This window comes from Janthinobacterium sp. SUN073 (assembly GCF_030397665.1).
GTDB lineage: Bacteria > Pseudomonadota > Gammaproteobacteria > Burkholderiales > Burkholderiaceae_D > Janthinobacterium.
On record NZ_JAPUBT010000001.1, the window covers coordinates 393327 to 413362 of the forward strand.

Annotated in this window: 17 protein-coding genes and 1 pseudogene; 8 read left to right on the plus strand and 10 right to left on the minus strand. The window is 58.2% G+C overall.

Annotated features, from left to right (window positions below):
• Window positions 1–184 precede the first annotated feature (184 nt).
• The 4 genes from O0882_RS01860 to O0882_RS01875 form a co-directional block, all read right to left on the minus strand.
• On the minus strand, window positions 185–1183 hold the full coding sequence (locus O0882_RS01860; RefSeq protein WP_289944879.1) for a DUF4880 domain-containing protein: 999 nt from the start codon (window positions 1181–1183) through the stop codon (window positions 185–187).
• Between the two features lie 123 nt (window positions 1184–1306).
• The gene (locus O0882_RS01865) at window positions 1307–1822 is read right to left on the minus strand and encodes an RNA polymerase sigma factor (RefSeq protein WP_289944881.1); all 516 of its coding nucleotides are present in this window, start codon (window positions 1820–1822) and stop codon (window positions 1307–1309) included.
• Between the two features lie 2 nt (window positions 1823–1824).
• On the minus strand, window positions 1825–2439 hold the full coding sequence (locus O0882_RS01870; protein ID WP_289944882.1) for a TonB C-terminal domain-containing protein: 615 nt from the start codon (window positions 2437–2439) through the stop codon (window positions 1825–1827).
• A 976-nt stretch (window positions 2440–3415) separates the two neighbouring features.
• Window positions 3416–4639, minus strand: coding sequence for an FAD-dependent monooxygenase (locus O0882_RS01875; RefSeq protein WP_289944883.1), 1224 nt, complete (start codon window positions 4637–4639; stop codon window positions 3416–3418).
• Window positions 4640–4776: 137 nt separating this feature from the next.
• Between O0882_RS01875 and O0882_RS01880 the strand changes: the two genes are divergently transcribed.
• Window positions 4777–5694 (plus strand): LysR family transcriptional regulator, encoded by a 918-nt coding sequence (locus O0882_RS01880; protein WP_289944884.1) that lies wholly within the window; start codon window positions 4777–4779, stop codon window positions 5692–5694.
• A 163-nt stretch (window positions 5695–5857) separates the two neighbouring features.
• On the opposite strand, the gene O0882_RS01885 is transcribed toward O0882_RS01880, so the two are convergent.
• Together O0882_RS01885 and O0882_RS01890 are read right to left on the minus strand one after the other, a co-directional pair.
• On the minus strand, window positions 5858–7774 hold the full coding sequence (locus tag O0882_RS01885) for an alpha-glucosidase (RefSeq protein ID WP_289944885.1): 1917 nt from the start codon (window positions 7772–7774) through the stop codon (window positions 5858–5860).
• A 401-nt stretch (window positions 7775–8175) separates the two neighbouring features.
• Window positions 8176–8430: pseudogene (locus tag O0882_RS01890) on the minus strand (DDE-type integrase/transposase/recombinase); the annotation flags it as partial.
• A 733-nt stretch (window positions 8431–9163) separates the two neighbouring features.
• Between O0882_RS01890 and O0882_RS01895 the strand changes: the two are divergent.
• Window positions 9164–9448, plus strand: coding sequence for a hypothetical protein (locus tag O0882_RS01895; protein ID WP_289944886.1), 285 nt, complete (start codon window positions 9164–9166; stop codon window positions 9446–9448).
• A gap of 88 nt (window positions 9449–9536) precedes the next feature.
• Here O0882_RS01895 and O0882_RS01900 read toward each other — a convergent pair whose 3' ends face one another.
• Window positions 9537–11138 carry a sensor domain-containing diguanylate cyclase gene (locus tag O0882_RS01900; RefSeq protein ID WP_289944888.1) on the minus strand — a complete coding sequence of 534 codons (1602 nt, stop codon included), beginning with the start codon at window positions 11136–11138 and terminating at the stop codon, window positions 9537–9539.
• A gap of 999 nt (window positions 11139–12137) precedes the next feature.
• Here O0882_RS01900 and O0882_RS01905 point away from each other — a divergent pair.
• The gene (locus O0882_RS01905) at window positions 12138–12848 is read left to right on the plus strand and encodes a hypothetical protein (protein WP_289944890.1); all 711 of its coding nucleotides are present in this window, start codon (window positions 12138–12140) and stop codon (window positions 12846–12848) included.
• Window positions 12849–13404: 556 nt separating this feature from the next.
• On the opposite strand, the gene O0882_RS01910 is transcribed toward O0882_RS01905, so the two are convergent.
• From O0882_RS01910 to O0882_RS01920, 3 genes are read right to left on the minus strand one after another with little or no spacing between them, the layout of a single operon-like run.
• A complete protein-coding gene (locus O0882_RS01910) occupies window positions 13405–13620 on the minus strand; it encodes a hypothetical protein (protein ID WP_287770852.1) in 216 nt (71 codons plus the stop codon).
• Window positions 13617–14660 (minus strand): phage portal protein, encoded by a 1044-nt coding sequence (locus tag O0882_RS01915; RefSeq protein WP_289946780.1) that lies wholly within the window; start codon window positions 14658–14660, stop codon window positions 13617–13619. The genes O0882_RS01910 and O0882_RS01915 overlap by 4 nt, the downstream gene beginning before the upstream one ends.
• A gap of 14 nt (window positions 14661–14674) precedes the next feature.
• On the minus strand, window positions 14675–16486 hold the full coding sequence (locus O0882_RS01920) for a terminase ATPase subunit family protein (RefSeq protein WP_289944891.1): 1812 nt from the start codon (window positions 16484–16486) through the stop codon (window positions 14675–14677).
• A gap of 136 nt (window positions 16487–16622) precedes the next feature.
• Here O0882_RS01920 and O0882_RS01925 point away from each other — a divergent pair, with 136 nt between their 5' ends.
• The 5 genes from O0882_RS01925 (at window position 16623) to O0882_RS01945 (ending at window position 20001) form a co-directional block, all read left to right on the plus strand.
• The gene (locus O0882_RS01925; protein WP_289944893.1) at window positions 16623–17411 is read left to right on the plus strand and encodes a GPO family capsid scaffolding protein; all 789 of its coding nucleotides are present in this window, start codon (window positions 16623–16625) and stop codon (window positions 17409–17411) included.
• 46 nt (window positions 17412–17457) lie between these two features.
• Window positions 17458–18477, plus strand: coding sequence for a phage major capsid protein, P2 family (locus O0882_RS01930; RefSeq protein WP_289944896.1), 1020 nt, complete (start codon window positions 17458–17460; stop codon window positions 18475–18477).
• Complete coding sequence (gene gpM, locus O0882_RS01935; protein WP_289944898.1) at window positions 18477–19193, plus strand: phage terminase small subunit; 717 nt, start codon at window positions 18477–18479, stop codon at window positions 19191–19193. The genes O0882_RS01930 and gpM overlap by 1 nt, the downstream gene beginning before the upstream one ends.
• Before the next feature lie 95 nt (window positions 19194–19288).
• Entirely contained in the window at window positions 19289–19792 is a 504-nt protein-coding gene (locus tag O0882_RS01940) for a head completion/stabilization protein (protein ID WP_289944900.1), read from the plus strand.
• On the plus strand, window positions 19792–20001 hold the full coding sequence (locus O0882_RS01945) for a tail protein X (RefSeq protein ID WP_289944903.1): 210 nt from the start codon (window positions 19792–19794) through the stop codon (window positions 19999–20001). Before O0882_RS01940 ends, O0882_RS01945 begins: the two co-directional genes overlap by 1 nt.
• Window positions 20002–20036 lie beyond the last annotated feature (35 nt).

The window sequence follows — 20036 nt, forward strand, 5'->3', positions numbered from 1 at the left end:
CACATTCATGAAGGCTTTCCGCAGCGCAGCCGCCTAGCGTCTGCAACAGAAAATGCCCCTATGTATGGGTGACGAACAGCACCACGCAAATACCGCAAACTTTTTTAAAACTTTTTTCGCAGCCCCCAACATGCCCTGTGCAAGGTCGCACGGCCCCGCCATACCAGGCGATGAAGAAAGGCGTTCAGCTCAAGAGCAATAATCCCGCCGGCAGCGGCCGGGCGTGCAGCTGAAACGATTCCTGCAACTGCCACAGCGCCAGATCCAGCGAAGCCGTGGAAAAGCGCCCGCTGACCGGTTTGTTGCGCACGGCATCGTTCATCAGCACCACGCGACCGGAGCGGTAACGATTGATTTCGTCGAGCACCTCGGCCAGAGGGGCCTGGTTAAACACCAGCATCCCTTGACGCCAGGCCGACACTGTTTTCGGGTCGATGCTGGCGATGTCGCCCAGCGAACTGGTGCCGTAAACCATTTGCTGGCGGGCATGGAGCTGACGCGCGCCTGCAGGATGCTCCACGCGGACGGTGCCTTCGATACAGGTGACACAGACCTTGCCATTCAGATGACGCACTTCGACCCGGCCGGATTCGAGCAGGCTGCGGCCAACGCCGGCCACCACCGCAAAAGCCCTGCCGCCTTTCAAATCGATGGCGGCCTCGCCCGTGATCAGATCCAGGCCGACCAATTGGCCGCCATCGGTCTGCCGGCGAACGCTGGTTCGCGTGTTCAGCATGACATCGACACCGGTGGACAGCGCCAGCGTGCGCCGCTCCCCGGTGGCGGTGCGCTCATCCGCATTCCACTCCTCCGGCGCCGGCCACAAATCCAGCGGCGGATGAACCACGGCCACGCCAGCGACCGCCGCCGCACTGATGGCAGCACCGAGGAAGGCCCGCCGTCCACCCGGCACCAGGCGAGGACGGCACGCGCCCAGCGTCGCGGCTTCCGGCTTAACGCGCAACAACTCGCGGGCAGGAGCCTCAATCGCATCCCAGCGACGCTTCACGTCATTGTATGCGGCTTGATGCAAGGGACTCGCTTTGACCCAGCGCCTGAACTGCTGCGCATCCACTTCGCGCGCGTCGCCCGAGGTGAGCAGGCGCAACCAGTCCCACGCCTGGGCTTCCAGCCCGGAGGGCGAAGTGGCGTGACTGCTGTTCTTGGCGGGTGGCGTCTTCATCGTGTCATATCCAGCGGCCAGGCGCGGCCGTAAAGCAGGAAACCGGCAGGCTGCCGCGTGTTGCGTACATATATTTTTTGCTCTCTCATACTGGATGACGAATGGCGTCCCGGAAAACCCGCATTATTTATTCTCCGCCGCCAGATACGCATCAAGGCGTTCATGCACGCGCTTCAATTCGTACTCGACCGTCCGCAGCGACACGCCCAGCCGTTGTGCGGCCTCTTTTTGCGTCACGCCTTCCGCATGCACGAGCAGCGCGATGGCCCGACGGCGCTCGGGCATCCGATCAAGAAGCTGGAACAAGCCATCGAGGTCCGAGCGTATCTCGGCGGTCCGGGCCGGCCCGGGCGCCGGATCCACCATTTCCTCCAGCAATGCATCGATATTATCGCCTGACAGCAGGCGGCTGTGCCGGCGCTGGACATCCACCGCAATGTTGATCGCCATGCGGGACAGGTAGGCCCCCGGGTTCTGGATCGGCCCGTGGGCCTCGCTGCCCTTCAGCCGCAGCCAGGTGTCGTGCAGCGCATCGCCGGCATCCTCCGCATTGCCCAGCTTTCGCGTCAGGCGCTGTTTGATGGATGTGTAGTGCTTGCCCAGGTAATTCAGCAAGAAGAGCTGCGTGCCGTCGGACATGGCTAGCCCGCCCCCGGTTGCCGCTCGCACTGCGGCCCGACATCCGGGGCATTCGGAGCAACCAGCATGGTCAAGCGCTGCCGCGTGATCGCCGCTGGCGGCAGGCGGCCGATGTGCACGGCGCGCAGCGTGTGCAGCAACGCGGCATCGCGGCGGGCATCGCCGCTGCTGCCGAGAAGACGCACGGCGCCGATGCGGCCATCCGGCTCCACGTAAAACTGCAGCAAGGAAGTATAGTTGCCCGGCCGGATACGCGCATCCGAGCACAGCGCTTGCCAGATACGCATCTGGACCAGTCCGGCGTAGCCATCCTCACGGAACAGCTCGGCCAAGCCATGGCGAGCCGATACGGATGCCGGCACAGCAGATGCCGCACCGGCCTCTTTCAGAATGAATGTCTGGCCCAGGCCAGAACTGCGCTTGTCCGCCGTCAGCCCCGTACCTTGCAGCAGGATGCGCAACGCTCCTTCGGCCGAGTGAAGGCCGTGTACCGGCGTGGAGATACGGGCATGAACGAGATCGCTGGGAAACAAGGCCGGTTGTCCGGTGGTGTCCGCATACTGGTTCAGTGCCGCATTCAGCGGCTGCGCCGGGATGTTGAAAGCAATCGCAGGCATAGCCGCATCAGCAACGGGATTGCCACGTGCAACTCCCGCGGGCGGCAGATCCGGAGAAGCGCCACGGGCGTCTGCCGCTGATCCGATAAGCCCACCCAGTACCCAGAAGAGCGCCATCGCGCTACAGCTCAACGCGCCGCTGTACACACGCCCGCAACGGTGCTGCAAGGGCCATGGCAGGAGGACGGAGCGAATCGGCAAGGTAGGCACACCATTCTGAAAAGGTGAATGGTGGCATTCAAATGTGACGGTGTCGTTACATCAATACCAATCAATCGCCGGGCTTGCAGAAGCATGTTGGGTTGACGGGGCAGATCACCAAGTCGATGGATGAGTTATCGGACTGACACGTCCCGGAATACGTTGACACTTTTTTGATGGAGAGAAAGAGTGCCAGATGTAGCAAGGGTGACGCTTTCCGCAACAGCATCGTTTTGACCTTGCCGGGGCTGCTGATAGCCGGCAGGGCGTCGGAGGACCATCCCGAAGTCATCGAACTGTGCGAGATGAGCCTGTGGTCCGAAAGCCAAGTCTGGCGGTGCCGCCCGGAGTGCCAGCACCTCCGTGATGAAAAACAAGATTGAGTCAGTATCGTTGGAGATGGGAGGGCTACCTTCGGAGATTTCGGAGCGTACGCTATAAAATCTTCTGTGAGCGATATCACCAATATCAGACTGGAGAGCATGCCAGGTGGTGCCGCCGGATCGGTACCGCGTTTGGCGGCACGGCACCCACCCAGTTCGCCAGCGACCCTGTGGGATCGCGATTCGCTGCGCGGCTTCTTCCAGCTTTAGCCCTTGGGCCAGCACCAGTTGATTGCCTAGGCCCGGAACTTCGGTGTATATGTCGTTGATTTCATGTTTTCACTCCCTTTCACAAGCCTATCAAATGACAGTGTCGACAATGCCAGGCTCGCTCAATAGTGAGGCGTCTCGCGGCCGGAGACGCCATGCGGTGTCTACATTGGCACAGTCTTTCAGAGGCGGTACAGACTGCCGGAGCCAACGCTGTCCACCGGCGTGCCGTCCGTGCAGCCGGCCATCGGCAAACCCTGCGCCCATCCTGCTGCCAGGGCATGCACGTCAAGCAAGGGATCGGACGCCTTGGCGCGCTCATTGCGAATGCGGCAGGTTTCAGGATCAGTGGCAAACAGACCGCGCGCGAAAACTCGACCCTGCTCGGCCAGCTTCGCGGTCTTCGGCCCGCGGATCTCCGCGAAGCGCAGCAAGGCATCATCGAGGCAGGCGTCCGTCCCAACCAGACACCCAGCCAGATGCCAGGCGTCTTCCAGCGCCTGACAGGCGCCCTGGCCAGATGTCGGCAACGGCGCGTGCGCCGCATCCCCAACGAGCAGCACATTCGCCCGGCTCCACGTGTGCAGCGGCTCCAGGTCGTGCACGGCAATCAGTCGGATGGCATGCTCCGGAGTCGCCTGGATGATGCGGGTGACAGGCTCCGGCCATCCCGCGAACAGACCCTCAATCTCCTTACGCATATCCGCTGCGGGCGTCGCCCCTGGCAATGGCCGTGCCTGCGCCGCCGCCCAGTAGACCAAATCCGGCCGGACCGGCACGCAACCGAAGCGATCACCCGCCCCCCAATAATCCTGAATCGCGATATCGCCCACTAATGCATTCTCCCCCTGCGCCACACCCACCCAGTTCACAAAGCCCTGATAAACTGGTGTGTTGTCCCCCGCGACGAACCTGCGTGCCACCGAGTCCATGCGACCATCGGCGCCGATCAGCAAATCTGGACGAATGCTTACCCCGTTTTCGAACCGCGCCACGGCTTTGCCGCTAGCATCAAGGTCGATCGCCACCGCCCGATGCCCGAATTCTACCGGGATCCCGGCCCGGGCCGCATGATCCAGCAGTACCGCCTGCAAGTCCCGGCGCAAAATTGTATGGGTCGGATGTCCCATGATCTGGTCTAGCAGCGCAATATCGATACCCCCCAAAGAATTGCCCGCGGCATCCCGACGGTGCATTGCCACCGGCCGGCCTCCCACTGCAGCTATGTCTTGCAGCAACCCTAGTTCCTCTAGCACAAAGCCAGCGTTGGGCCAGAGCGTCACGCCAGCCCCCATCGTCGCAGGCCCCGCCCGGCGCTCATATACCCGGGGACTGTACCCCTGCTTGCTCAAGGCAAGCGCCACGCTCAACCCTGCAATACCGCCGCCAAGTATTCCGATTTCCATGCTGAAGCTCTCCTATTCAATTCGTCCCGACGCGCCGCCGACGGCGATCCATCGGACGAGACGGCATCTTAAATTCCGCCACTGTGGAGTACTAGTATGTAAAAATGGGGAGCTTTCATACCTTAATCGGGATAATAATGCGCAATACCCTCGACCTCAATACAGTCCGTGTCTACGTGGCGGTCGTCGATGAACAAAGCTTTGCCGGCGCGGCACGCCTGCTGACCCTGCCATCTTCCAACGTCAGCCGCCACGTCGCCTCGCTGGAACGCATGCTGGGCGTCCGCTTGCTGGAACGCAGCACCCGCCACCTGCGCATGACGGAAGCTGGCAGGCTACTCTACGAACGCGCAAAACCCTTGCTCGACGCCTTACTCTCCACCGAGGAAGAGCTTGGCGCAGTGCAGCGTGAACTGCGTGGCCCCCTAAGAATGTGCATGCCAGGCGAAGCGCCAAGGCTGCTAGCTCCTATCCTGGCCGAATTCTGTAGCCTCCATCCCGGCATCGAACTGGAATGCGACACGCGCCTGACCGGTCTGGAAGCTCTCCGGGAAGACATGGACCTGTCCATCGTCTTCCATCGTGGGCGCCAGGATGACAGTACCTTCATCACCCGCGAACTCGCTACGCTGCCCAGCATCGTCGTCGCGGCGCCCGCCCTGCTAGCCAAAACTGGAACACCGCGCCACGTGCGCGAACTTAGGTCATTGCCTTGCATTACCACCTTGAGCGCGTTAAAGGGCCAGCCCTGGCAGTTTCTCGACGCCGCAGGCGAAATCGTGAAGGTATCTGTGCGTAGCCGCTATCGTGTTAACAGCGGAGAACTGGCATTGGCGGGCGCGCGGCAAGGCATCGGCTTCGCGATCGTGGCGGCCTATCCATGCCAGGAAGATCTTGCCGCGGGCCGATTGCAGGAAGTGCCGCTGGACATGTGCCCTGCGCCGCTGCAATTGCTTGGCGTGTACAGCCATCGGCATTCCGTGACTGCGCGGGTTCGGGCTTTACTGGAATTGATACAGGTGCGGTTGGAAGGAGTCGGGAGCGGCGCAAGATGAAAATCGCATTGAGGAACGCGCCCGAATAGCCGAATGTCTGCTCCGGGACTGCGATTTCCGTCGTTGGCATATTCCGCCCCAACGCTTGATCAGGCCTGCGCTCTTTGTAGTCAAGTCCTCGAATGAATGGCTAACTGTCAACTTTTGGCCGACAACCGAAGCACTACGAATCCCTCCAAACTGATTCGAACTCTCGATGGGAGATCGCAATGTATCCTGGCTCTGATAAATCGGGTGGAATTTCTGCTATCCCGCCAAATTCGTCACTCTCATGCTCGGCACTATAGCAAAGCAGCATGCCAGAAACATACTGCTCAATTTGTCGGGTAACCCATCCGGCGCTATCGACTTCAAAGTACCACCACGATGTTCCCCATGAATCGTACTGATCACCCCGATTCTCATTCCAGTGTCTCTTAGCGTACCCGCGCCCTGCGTCACACACATAAGCGATAGCAAACGATTCGTATGGCTGCAGGCTGAGGTGGTCGGTCCAGCTGTCACGCTGGGCATAGTTGCTGATCAAGCCTTGCCCGGCAATGCCGTGCAGCATTGCCGGCAGATCCAGTTCGACGTGTTCGCCGGAGAAGTTGTTGACGACAACCAGCTGTTGGCTCCCCAAGCTGCGCCGGTAGACGAATACCTGCGGGTGCTGCTCCAGCAATGGCAGGTATTGCCCGTAAACCATGACGTCCCAGTGCTTGCGCAGCTCGATCAGCTTCTGGTAGTGGAAGAAGATCGAATCGGGTTGTTCCAGCGCGGCCGCGACGTTGATCTCGGGGTAGTTCGGATTCAGCTTTAACCATGGCGTGCCACTACTGAAGCCGGCGTTGTATGTGCTGTTCCACTGCATTGGGGTGCGTGCATTGTCCCGCCCGTTGGCGTGGATGCCGGCCATCATCGTCTCCGGTGACACGCCGGCGGCCGTGCGTTCGTGGTAGAGGTTGAGCGATTCGATGTCGCGATAGTCGTCGATGGAATCGAAACGTACATTGGTCATGCCTATTTCCTCGCCTTGATAGACATAAGGGGTACCCTTGAGAAAATGTAGCGTGGTGGCCAGCATCTTGGCCGACTCAACCCGGTAACGGCCGGGGTCGCCGTATTTGGATACGGCGCGCGGCAGGTCGTGGTTATTCCAGAACAGCGAGTTCCAGCCGGCATCGGCCAGCTCGGTCTGCCACTTACTGATGATCTGCTTGAATTGGATCAGATCGAACGGCCGCGGCTTCCATTTCCCCTCCTTGGTATCGTGGGTCATAGTGATGTGCTCAAACTGGAAGACCATCGACAGCTCCTGACGCGCCGGGTCGGAATACAGCTTGGCGGTCTCCGGGGTGGCGCTCCACGTCTCGCCCACCGTCAATACATCGCGTGCCGCCAAGGTCGCTTGGTGCATTTGCTGCAGCAGCGGGTGCAATTGTGCGCCGTTGGCGATAACCTGCTGGTCGACCTGTTTGCCGATGAGATCGATCACATCCATGCGGAAGCCGCCGATGCCCTTGTCCAACCACCAGTTCATCATGCGATGCACCTCTTCCTGCACCTGGGGATTTTCCCAGTTCAGGTCCGGCTGTCGTTTCGAGAACAGATGGAAGTAATATTCACCGCTGGCGGCATCGTATTCCCATGCACTGCCGCCAAAAAACGAACGTTGCTGGTCGGGCGGGGAGCCATCGGCGCCTGCATTGCGCCAGATGTAGTAGTCACGGTAGGGGCTATCCTTGGATTTTTTCGCCTCGACGAACCAAGCGTGCTCGTCAGAGGTGTGGTTGACCACAAGATCCATCAGGATACGGATGTCGCGCTTGGCCGCCTCTGCGATCAACTGCTCCATCTCGGCCAATGTGCCGAATTCAGCGGCGATATCCTGATAGTCGGAGATGTCATAGCCGTTATCGTCCATCGGCGACCGGTACACCGGCGACAGCCAGATCAGGTTGATTCCCAGCTGTTGCAGGTAGTCCAGTCTGCCGATGATGCCGGCCAGATCACCGATCCCATCATGATTGCTGTCTTGAAAACTACGTGGGTAGATCTGATACACGACGGCGTTATGCCACCATTTCTTATCCAACATGATTATCTTTCTCGCTTATTGATTGGCGACACTGTCTTGCAACGTGCCTAGGGATCGCCGTCGGGTGCAAATAGGCAGCCAAGTTGGATCGCACTGTCGCTCCAACACCTGATTGACTGTTCCGCGCTAGCGTGGCGGAGTACCAGGCCCCTTGCATTCACGCTTGCATTTCTTTCGGGTAATGGTAAAAATCATGGTTTTAGACACGCTGGCTCTCAGGTAAAATTTAGCGCCTAACGGTGACAAGCGCGGACGGATCGAGCAAGCAGATACAATGATTTTGACGGACCGGGTTGAAAGATGATAGACGCCACGCAAATCCGACTCAATCCGAATCGCTGCTATAAAACCGTTAAAAATGCTAAAAAACATGGATTTATGGCCGAAAGCCGCCGGCCCCTTCATTCAAAACGCCCGAGCCGGATCAAGCGCAGTACATACGCCATCATCTGAAGGAATTTCTGGAACGTATGGTTAGCGGCAGAGTGGAATGATTTGAAGTTGAGCATCGGCCTGGTCACCCGCTTGATGGCGCGGTGATCCTGTTCGACGATGTTGTTGCGGTATTTGATTTGGCGCACCGGGATCGGCACGTCGCGACCGGCATTGACCGCGTCGATGGCCGCCTTGTTCGCACCACTCTTGTCCATCGAGACCTTTAGTCGGCCCCCCCCAAAAAAAACAGACGCTCGCCCGGGCCGCTTACTTCAGCGCGCTCTAAAAATGGAAGATTACCATGCCAACGGGGAAGGAATCGTCAGCGGGGATAAGCTGTTTCAAGCAATACCAAATGATTGCAAACAAGCCCATATTTTCGTAGGGGAAATGCAGGGGTGAAAACTCGCACCCAAGAAAAAGGCCACTCCGAAGAGTGGCCTAAGTCTTTAATTCTAATGGTCGGGACGGGAAGATTCGAACTTCCGACCCCATGCACCCCATGCTCGATGATACTTAGCCGGAACCCGCATGGATGCTACATTTAGGGGGTGAGTCGTATAATATACAGTACTTTTCGATAGGTACTCAAAGCCGCATGTTTCTGCGTTTTTTCTTCGAAAATTATACATTTTCTCGGCCGTTTTTCGCTCCTTCCCACATCATCCGCGCCGTACTCACTTCCGGGAAAAAGCCGCTGAAGCGGTGTAATGCAAACATCTAGGTTTTATGCGACTTCCACACACCTTGCAACAACCGTACCTACCAAGCTACCTACGCAAAAACGTCAGTACAAAAAAGTCCTAACCTACTCCTCCACAGGGACACCGCTCAACAAAACATCATGTTGCCAGTTGAGCAGGCAACTTTTTGATTTAGGTCAAATCATTGTCAAGCTTCAACCAAGATCAGCATCTACGTGAGAGACTGAGTTTGAGAACGGGAGTCCATGCCGTGCACGATAACAATACGCACCAACTAGACGGTTATACTTTTTCCATTACCACCGTCCGCCTGGTGGATGGGCGCTATCGAGGACAGATTTGGTTTTCGCAGCGAGGTGACAACGGAGTTGTCCTTGAACCAGCAGTATTTATCGAAACGCCAGGGGCGCTAAAATCAATCCAAGCAATAAGAGTCGAGGCTTCAGCCTATGCTAAGGAGCTGATACAGAGCGGCGCACTTGTCAGCATCCTGGGTACACAGATGGAAGACACAGCCAAAAATTATTACTCCTGAGCAACCTAACCCAAGTGAAAAAATTGATGTCGTCCATCATGATCAGTGAGGACTCCCGCACTTCTGTCAAAGTTAAAAAATAAAGCTATCAACTAAAGGCCGAAAGGCTTTCACTTGTCCCGTTCCCCCGAAAAGAAGACGCATAACAAACCTGATTCCTCCCTGATTCTTTCGCTTTGTACAATGCTTTATCGGCGGCCTCGACCAACTCAATAGGCTGGTTTTCTAAATGAATCGGAGAAAAAGCCTCCACACCGATACTTACCGTCACAACCCCAAGCGGATTTCCAGTATGTGCGATTTCCATCCCTTGAACAGCGCCACGAATGCTCTCGGCTACGGCCAATGTGCCGGCGAGATCAGTTCCTGGCAATAACACAACCATCTCCTCACCGCCATAGCGGGCCGCAAGATCCCCTGGACGGCGCATACTATAAGCCAGCACCTTGCCAATTTTTCTTAAACACTCATCGCCGGCCACATGACCGTAAATGTCGTTGTACTTTTTAAAGAAATCAACATCGATCATAATTAATCCAAGCGAGCTTTCTCCACGCTGCGCACGATTAAACTCCCCCATTAACGACTCGTCAAAATGACGCCGATTTGCCAGTCCCGTCAGACCATCCTGATTAGCAAGTCGAGATAAAGTTTCATTAATTAATTCCAACTCGATGCCGGCCAACATTAGCTTTTTCTCAGCTTTCGATCGTAGATTTATTTGCTTAACCATACGATATCCAAGGGAAGAAATTAGCAAAACCAATATTCCACCAACCATAAACTGTAGGTAAACATCACTGCGCCAATTTCTTAATATTTCATCTTGAGACAATGCGGCGGAAACGGCTAAAGGATACTCTTCTATCCTTCTATAGCTATTAATACGTGTAACACCGTCCAATCTTGACGTTATGGATGCCGTACCTACCGGCCCCTTGGAAAGATAATCCTTAAATAATGGATACTGCGATATATCTCGGCCGAGCATTTTTTCATCAAATGGCCTTCTTAGCAAAAGTATTCCTTTGCCATTTGCAATAAAAATCGCCCCTCGCTCGCCAATTGAAAACTTATCATAGAATACTCTAAAGTACTTCATGTCAATTGTAGCAAGAGCAACACCGCCAAAACTTCCATCAGGAAGATTAATGCGCCGCGACACAGTAATAATCCAGTCACCTGTTGACTTGCTGCGTACAGGGGGACCTATGTGAGGGCCACGTTCGGCATTATTTTTGTGATACTTAAAATATTCTCGATCAGCATTATTCAAACTCTTTAGCAACACTTTCTGAGAATTTACCAGCCAGCTACCATCTTTGGCATAAACGAACATTCCATGCAACTGGGGTAGCTCCGCCACACGCATAACCAGCAGGTCATGAATACGGGGCAGTTCAAGGTCAGAGGTTCCATCCTTTTCTATACGCTCTACCAACCCAATCAATGCGGTATCAGTTTCCTTGATCGTATCATAGGCATGCTGGGCTACCGACTGAGCCAGATTAGCACTTTCCCGGGCGGCCTCGCTTAGCTGCAAGTCTCTTGCACGCCATGCCATCCAGGCCTGAATTGCAAGAAGTGACATACAAACCACGACAACAAATGTGATCGCCAGCGGCAACAAGGAAAAGCGCTTGAAGCCCGAGCCCATCATCCGCGCCGGCAAGCTATTTGAATCAGCCATGGAACAACTCCCAGTTTTACGTGCATAAGAGTGTGCGCCGAATAGCGCTCCAAATACTCACGCATCGTAACAAATAAGATGTATAAAAGTTAAAAACAACACTACCACGTCACAATCTTCTCCATGCGGAGGCTTTTGTGTTTGATGAGCAAATTTTCGGGCTTGACGATAGATCGTCCATTCTGGTCACCTGCACCTCAAGAGGCAGGAATGGCGCTTGCACGACTTGGACAAAGGGTAGAGCAGCCCCTCTGGTGCGCAACGCCACAACGATCAGTCTCCGTGGGCGTGAGCCTCGCACGTATGGTGTACGACCGGTTCGAACGGTCCCCGGCGCGGTTGCGGTTCCGCCATTTCCTGATCGCCAGGCGGCTCACGTCGTAGCGCTCGGCCAATTCCCGCTGCGAGAGCGCCGAGTTGCGGATCTCTTCCCTTATCAGGTGTGTGTGGTGCTGGCTTACCTGTGAAGGGCTTGGATCATGCCGCTAGCGATGGGTGACAGGAATCAACCGTGTACCGTGTACTCAACTGGCGCCTGACCTTGAAGTAGGGCAAGTTGCGAATCGGAATACGATCACAAATTTCCAAAAAGTTAACATATTCCGCGTCAATGATTTATTTTCAAAAAAAATTATAAACGCGTGACAAAGTGCGCATTTATACGAAATTTTCAGGAGTATATTTTCCATTCTGAATTCCGATATAAAGTTTCACGAAATTTGTTTTTTCAAAAAAATTCTATTGGCAGAGCAGATTAATTATCTGACCTGATTTTTCAATTACGCCCCGGATTATTAAAAATTAATTTTAATTCCGTTTCCGTGAAATTAAATATCTATACTCAAATATGCAGCTAAGCATTGCCGCCCAATAGGCGGACAAAATGGAGCAATCCATGTATGACGAAGAGAGTACATGACATATTTCACTATCCCATAAATGATATTGTTAATATGATATGTATATATTGATTGTTATTTCAACCAAAGGAACATTGACATGGCTTCGACTAATTGGAATGATGGACGATTAATCACCCTCACCCCAGGTGATACCGCAACTTGCACAAATTTGAACAGTGGCCAGTTGTATGGCCTGATATTTTATAACTCGGCCTCTGCGGATACCGGCACTACTGTTTCTGTTGTCTGGAGTAACTCGCAACCGCCGGCTATCGTTCAGATTCCGGGCACTACCGGAAATCAGGGCTTGGCTTCGGTGTTATTCGTCAACGGCTCCGACACCACCACGATTTCGGCGGCCGTGCTGCAAAACAATCCCGGCGCGCAAGTACAATGCTATATCGCCAGCGTCAAAATGCCGACCAACACCGCCGGCATCAACAATCAGCAGCTGCCATCCGACGGTCAGGCGCACTCGTTCAATAAATTTACGCGCTACTACAATGTGATTGCTTCGCACTGGTATCAGGCCCAATTGCAAAGCAATATCAACCAATTTACTGTCATTCAATTCTCGGAACAATCCGCGAAGGTAACCGTGGTCAACAAGGTCGTCGACCCAACCATCTTGATACAAGCTGTCGGCATGGCCGTGAATCAATACAAGGTCACGCAGTCGGACTATCAAACCGTTGCGTGGTCACTGCAAGGTAACGGACAGCAAATGGTGTTCGTCAATACCAGTAGTGTCCAGGACGCTGCAAGCGCAACGATTTCACTGCAGTCGCTGAGCAGTATGTATCAGTAATCAGTAAGCTACTTTGACCACCTCGAAAAACCTGCTGCGCGTTGGGCCTTAGTCCTGCAGTGCTCGCCGTACAACAGTACGGCGGCACTTCTTGACCGTATCTGCCGCCGCTCGCTACGGTTATTCGAGGTTCCCATAGGCGGCCGCGCCGCTGGATAGCATCAGTTAATATATGCGCCATGCGGCTGCGTTACAGCCCCGCCAGGAAACAAAAAATACACTTCCCACGCCCATCACACCACCCGTACGAAAAACCGCTCAAAGTGCGTCAAAATGCGTCAAATCGCATGCCCCCTCTTCGCCCCGCCGCGCCAGTCCTCATGCGCCTTTGGCCATGGCGCAAATTTGAGTCAAAAGAGCCCTATATAGCGGGCAGGTGTGGAGGGGGGACAACTGCGCGCGCCGGGCCGAAATAGGCTTTTTTCTTGCTTTTGTAGCAATATCATTCGTCTGGACGTGAAAAAGCCGCCTCGTGGGCGGCTTGTGCGGTGGCTGGGGTGCTCTGGCGCGGCTAGGCTATCGCGTCCCCGCCCTGCCGGCTATCGCGGCGTGGTGCTCATCCTGGGCGGCCGGCTCGCGCCTTGGCCGCCTGCTCCTTGTCGTAGTCATCGCGGCAATCCACATCGCAGAACAGTAGCGCGGGCGCCAGCGCCTCGTCGCAGTAGTGGCAGCAGCCATGCGCCACCAGGGCGGGCCGGCCGCGCACGGCGGCCAGGCCGCGCGCCACTTCGGCAAAGATGATCTTGTCGGTGTTGTCGATGTGGTCGCTCATGCTGCGCCCTCCCCGCCCGTGGCCAGGTCATACGGGGCGAAGCGCACCACTTCCACGCCGGCCCACTCGTTGATGGCCATGAACTGCGCCTGCAGCGGCACCAGCTCGTTGCGCGCGAAGACGCGCGCGGCCGGTTCCACGGCGCCGAAGCCGCCGGCATTGTTCGGCAGGATGCCCATGAGCTGCGGCGGCACGCGGTGCGCGGCCAGTTGATCGTCGCGCGTGACGCTCTTGATGTTGAAAAATTCGTCCTTGGCGGCCACGTCCGACACGGGCAGGATCTGGATGCCGTCCTTCTTGCCGTTCGGCGCGTACATGAACAGATTCCGAAAATTGCCCGGCCCCTTGCTGTCGCGCATGGCCTGGCGCAGGTTGTCCACGTCCTGCGTGTTGGCGGCCGCGTCCGTCATGTAGAACACGAAGCCAGCGTGCGAGCCGTTCTTGTAGTACTTGCGGCGGAACAGCGTGGCCGCCTCGTTGAGCCAGGCCGATTGCAGGGCACTCAGGTACTGCGGCACGCCGTACAGCTCCTGATTGACGTCCGGCTCCATCAGGTGGAACACGCGGCCCTTGTCAAACTGGTGCACGGCCTGGTAGCCGTTGACGAAATAATAGGTATCCAGATCGACGCCGCGCCGCATGTATTTGGCCAGGGCGTGCTGGTACGCCAGCGCCTTGCCGCTGCGGCTGGGCCGATCTTCCAGGTAGGCATTGCCGAACGTCAGGAAATCCAGGGCCATGCGTTTAAACGCGTCGCGCGACAAATACTTGCTGGGAATCAGGGTGGACGCCAGCACGTTGGCCTTGAAGTGGATGGCGCTGCTGTGGTGCACGCCCGCATTGAAGGACTTGGCCAGGCCGGCCAGGTTGACGGGCGGCTCATACCAATGCCCGTTCTTCCAGCATTCGAAGCAGTCGAGGATATCGGCGTGCTCGAGCACGGGCGTCGGGTCGCCAAAGGAAAACGCCTCGATGCTGGCGGCGGCCGGCGCCGTGGCCGCTGGTGGTGCGCTCTCGGCCTGGCGGCCACGCGCGCGCATGTGTCGTGCTTTTCTCAAGAATAAATCTCCATGAAGGATTGGTGGTTGTCGGTGGTGCCTTCGAATGGCTCGTGATCGAGGGCGTGCATGCAGGCCCACGCCAGATCGGCGTGGCCGGTTTCGTCGCTGCGGCCTGCGACATAGGTCACGTGCCGCCCGCTTGGGGTGAGGGTTTTGTGGATGGCCATGAAGGACTGCGCGATGTCGGTCCAGCCGGCGTCAAACTCCAGCCGCCCCTTGCTGATGATGTTTTTGGCTTTTAGCACCATGCGGGTTTTGACTTCGGGCGAGTAATTCAGGGCCGTGACGGCCGGGAAGAAGCCGCGCACAATCGGCAGCACGCCGATGCCCATGCCGGTCGTGTCGATGCCGATGTACTCAACGTTGTAGCGCTGGGTCATCTGACGGATGGCGTCGGCGTGGTCCTCGAAGCTCTGCCCGCGCCACTGGTGGCGCTCCAGGATGCGGAACTTGCCGCCTGCCGTCATGGGCGGCGCCAGCACTACGCAGCCGGCGCTGTCTCCGTTCAAGGCCGGGTCGTAGCCGATCCACACGGGCCGGTTGCCGAATGGGCGCAGGCCCAGCAAGGGCTTGTAGTCGTCCCACTCCACCCAGGAATCGACCATGCAGCGTTGCAGCTCGGCCAGCGGGAAGACCGAGGCCGAGTCGTCGATAAAATTGCACATCAGCAAATTGTCGAACTGGTCCGGGCTGTATTCGAAGTTGCGCAGCTCGTCGATGTCGAACAGGTTGCAGCCGCCGCGCTCGGCGTCCAGGATGGTGACGATCTGGCGCCAGATCTTGTCCTCGCCGGTAAAACCCGACGAGAGGCGGCCGTGGCTCACATCGATGTTGACTTGATCCGCCTTGGCGCGGCGCTTGTTGAACAGCTCGCCCATCCAGAACGGGTAAGCCTGGTGCGTGGTCGAGGATGGCGTGGAGAAATAGGTCTTGCGCCACTTCTTGTGGATGGCCATGCCCGAGGCCACCTTGTTCAACTCCTGGAAGTTCTGCGTCCAGAAAAATTCATCGAAGTAGAAATTGCCGTGGTAGCCCTGCGCCGTGCGCGCATTGGTGCCCAGGAAATACAGGTGCGCGCCGTTCGGCAGCACGATGGGGTCGCCGGTCAGCTCGATGCCGGCCGCCTCGCGCGCGAATTGCACGATGTATTGCTTGAAGACGTGGGCCTGGCTCTTGGAAGCGGACAGGAAAATCTGGTTGCGCCCGGTTTCCATCGCGTCGGCCAGCGCCTCGCGGGCGAAGTACCAGGTGGCGCCGATCTGGCGAGACTTGAGGATGGCGCGCGTGCGCTGGTCGCCGTTGCGGTACCAGACCTTTTGATAGTCGAAGAGCGAATCCTGGAAGGCATCGAGCAGCTGGATTTTCTGCTCTTCGCTGAAGTCGTTGCGCGTCGGCTTCTTCTTCGGCCCGGCATTGCGGTTTGCCAGCTTGGGATTGAGATCGACCTCGTTGCCGCCCGGCTGCTCATAGCGGCGCACGCGCGCCATCTGCACGATGGTGCGGGCCAGCAAGTCGATTTCCTTGTAGTCGCTGCCGCTCTTGACCTCTTTTTCGATCAGTTTCACCAAGCGCAGCTCGGCCGACGCCTCGACGTGCTCGATGGCCTGCGCCTTGTCCCATTCATCGCGCTCTTTCCAGCTATTGATCGTGCTGCGCTTGATCCCCAGGTGGCGGGCGATGGACGAAATGCGCCAGCCCTTCCAGTACAGGGCGCGCGCGGCACGGCGCGGCTCGGATTCGGGCACGGTCAATTCGGCGATTTTCTCGTCGGGGGTTTGTTCGCTTGTTTTCTCGATTGTCAGCATGCCGCCAGCGTAGGCCGCGCGCGCGCGGAGCGGGGGAAGGCAAAAGTCGCTATTGGCCATAGCAACCCGCACCGCATTGAATCGCGGCGCCAAGACGTTGACCATGGCGTTATCCGATCAACCGAGAACGCCCACCATGTCCAAATCGAAATTCTTCCGCGTCGCCACCGAAGGCGCCACCACGGACGGCCGCAACATCGACCGCGCCACCATCGAGCAGATCGCCGCCACCTACAACCCGAAGACCTACGGCGCGCGCATCTGGCTCGAACACATTCGCGGCATCCTGCCCGACAGCCAGTTCAAAGCCTACGGCGACGTGATCGCAGTGAAAGCCGAGGAAGTGGACACCGACAGCGGCAAGAAACTGGCCCTGTTCGCGCAGATCGAACCCACGCCGGAACTGGCGGCCATCAACAAGGCGAAACAAAAGCTGTACACCAGCCTGGAAATTCAGCCCGACTTTGCCGACTCGTCGCAGCCCTACCTGGTCGGCCTGGGTGTCACCGACAGCCCCGCCAGCCTGGGCACCGAGGCGCTGAAATTTTCCGCCAGCCGCAAGCAGCAAAGCGCCAACCTGTTCACGTCCGCCGTCGAGGTGACGCTGGAATTTGACGAGCCACAGGGCATCAAGCTGGCCGACGCCGTGAAAAACCTGCTGTCGCGCTTTTCCAATAAATCCGGCGCCGACACCGCGCAGTTCGCCGACATCAGCGAAGCCGTGCAGGCGTTGGCCGGCCACGTCGTCACCGCCAACGACAACTACGCGGACGCCGCGAAGCGCATCGACGCGGCCGAAACGGCATTGAAGGCCACGCAGGAAGAGCTGGCCGCCTTCAAGGCGCAGATGGACGAGGCGCCCGGCAACGGCCCGCGCCGCCCGGCCGCCACCGGCAACGACGGCGCCGTGCAGACCGAGTTTTAAGCGCCCTCGCCCTTTCTTCCCCCATTCAACAACGGAGCACTGATTTATGAAAAAGCAAACGCGCCAGGTATTTGGCCAGTATGAAACCCGCCTGGGCCAACTGAACGACACGGACAACGTGGCCAAGACCTTCAGCGTCACGCCCAGCGTGCAACAAAAGCTGGAAACGAAGATGCAGGAATCGAGCGAGTTCCTCACGAAAGTGAACATCATCGGCGTGACCGAGCAGGAAGGCGAAAAGCTGGGCCTGGGCGTATCCGGCCCGATTGCCGGCCGCACCAACACCAAGGACAAGGAACGCAAGACGCGCGACCTGTCCACCCTGGACGGCACCAAGTACCGCTGCGAGCAAACCAACTTCGACACGCATTTGAACTATGCCAAGCTGGACGCCTGGGCCAAGTTCCCCGACTTTCAATCGCGCGTGGCCAATGCCATTTTGACGCGCCAGGCGCTGGATCGCATCGTCATCGGTTTTAATGGCGTGAAAGCCATGGCCGACACCGACCTGGACGCCAATCCGCTGCTGCAGGACGTCAATAAAGGCTGGCTGCAGCACCTGCGCGAGCTGGCGCCCGAGCGCGTGCTGGGCCTGGTAGCCAGCGGCATGCCGGGCAAGGTCGTCATCGGCGACGTGGACGGCGCCGACTATGCCAACCTCGACGCGGCCGTCACCGATGCAGTCAACCTGCTGGACCCGTGGTATCAGGAAGACACCAATCTGGTGGCCATCGTCGGGCGCAAGCTGTTGAACGACAAGTATTTTCCATTGGTCAACACCAAGCAGGCGCCCACGGAAACCCTGGCGGCCGACATCATCATCAGCCAGAAACGCATCGGCGGCTTGCCGGCGGCGCGCGTGCCCTTCTTCCCCGATAACGCGATCCTGATTACGCGCTTCGACAATCTGTCGATCTACTTCCAGGAAGGCGCGCGCCGCCGCCGCGTCGAGGACGTACCCAAGCGCGACCGCATCGAAAATTACGAGTCGTCGAATGACGCCTACGTGATCGAAGACCTGGGCCTGGCCGCCCTGGTGGAAAACATCGAGCTGAAAGACAAATGATGGCCAATCAATCCCCCGCCCTGCGCCACCGCGCGCGCATGCTGGCCGAGCGCACGGCCGGCGCCGCCGCGCCGCAGGGTGTCACCACCGGCACGGCCTACGAAATGATGCTCTACAAGCTGGCCGACGACCGGCGCCGCCTGAAAGCCATCCAGTCCGTCGAGCGCAAGATCGAGGTCAAGGCCACCTTGCTGCCGGACTATGCGCAGTGGATCGATGGCGTGCTGGCCGGCGGCAAGGGTGCACAGGATGACGTCTTTGCCACCTTGCTGGTGTGGCACATCGACACGGGCGAATACGAGCGCGCCCTGGTCATGGCCGCCTACGCTTTGGCGCACAAATTCACCCTGCCCGACACCTACAGCCGCGACATCGCCACCCTGATGCTGGACGAATTTTCCGAAGGCTACTTGCACGGCAAGCTGGCCTCCGATCCGCAGCACGCCGCGCAGGTACTGGGCACCGTGGAACAGTTGACGGCCGCCAGCGACGCGCCCGACCAGGCGCGCGCCAAGCTGCACAAGGCCATTGGCCTGGCCATGCTCGCCGTGCTCGATCAGGCCGACGACACGGACATCGCCCCGGCGCTGGTGGCGAAGGCAGAAACGGCCATGGCCCAGCTGAAACGCGCGCGCGCCCTGTCAGAGTCGTGCGGCGTCAAGAAAGATATGGAACGGCTGGAACGGCGCCTCAAGCGCGCGGCCGACTCCAAGTAAAGAGCATCCCCCGCAGCACGGCGGCACGGGGGGATTCTGGCTAATTCATTTGCCTGATGAACCCCGTCCACCGCCCCATTCTGAAAGCGTCCCGTATGTCCTTCATGGCCCTGCCCCCGTCAACCAAGCCTGGCACCGCCCCTGCGCCGCCAGCACCGGCCGTCGGCATCATCGAGAACGACGGCTGGTTTCCCGACATCCTGCTCACCGATATGCGCGATGCCATGCGCCTTGACGGCACCGTCACGGACGCGCGCCTGGTGCAAGCCGTGGTCGATGCCATCCTGCACGTCAACCGCGAGCTGGCCGACTGGCAGGGCAAGCAGGCCGCTGCAGGTATCGCCGCCCTGGTGGACGTGCCGGCCACGCGCATCAACCGCGAATCCCGCCTGCTGGCGCAGTACCGGCGCGCCGTCTACAGCACGGCCAAAGCGGATCTGATCGAGCGTTACCGCGACTACGACAGCACGGCCACCTCCGTCAGCGACAAGAAAAGCATGGAGTGGCTCGACGACGCCCCAGGCGCGCAGCGCCGCAACGCGCAATGGGCCATCGCCGATATCGTCGGCCGCACGCACCTCACCGTGGAATTGATCTGATGCAGGTGCGCACGCGGCAGCACGACACGGTAGACGCCCTGGTGTGGCGCTACCTGGGCGACGGCGCGGGATACGTCGAGCAAACCCTGGAAATCAATCCCGCGCTGGCGCGCCACGGCGCCGTGCTGCCGGCCGGCCTGGTGGTCACCCTGCCCGAACCTGCCGCCAACGTGGCAGCCGTTGCCGATCTTGTGCAGCTATGGGACTAATTTTTTTAACAACACCTCTACTTATCCTCATCATG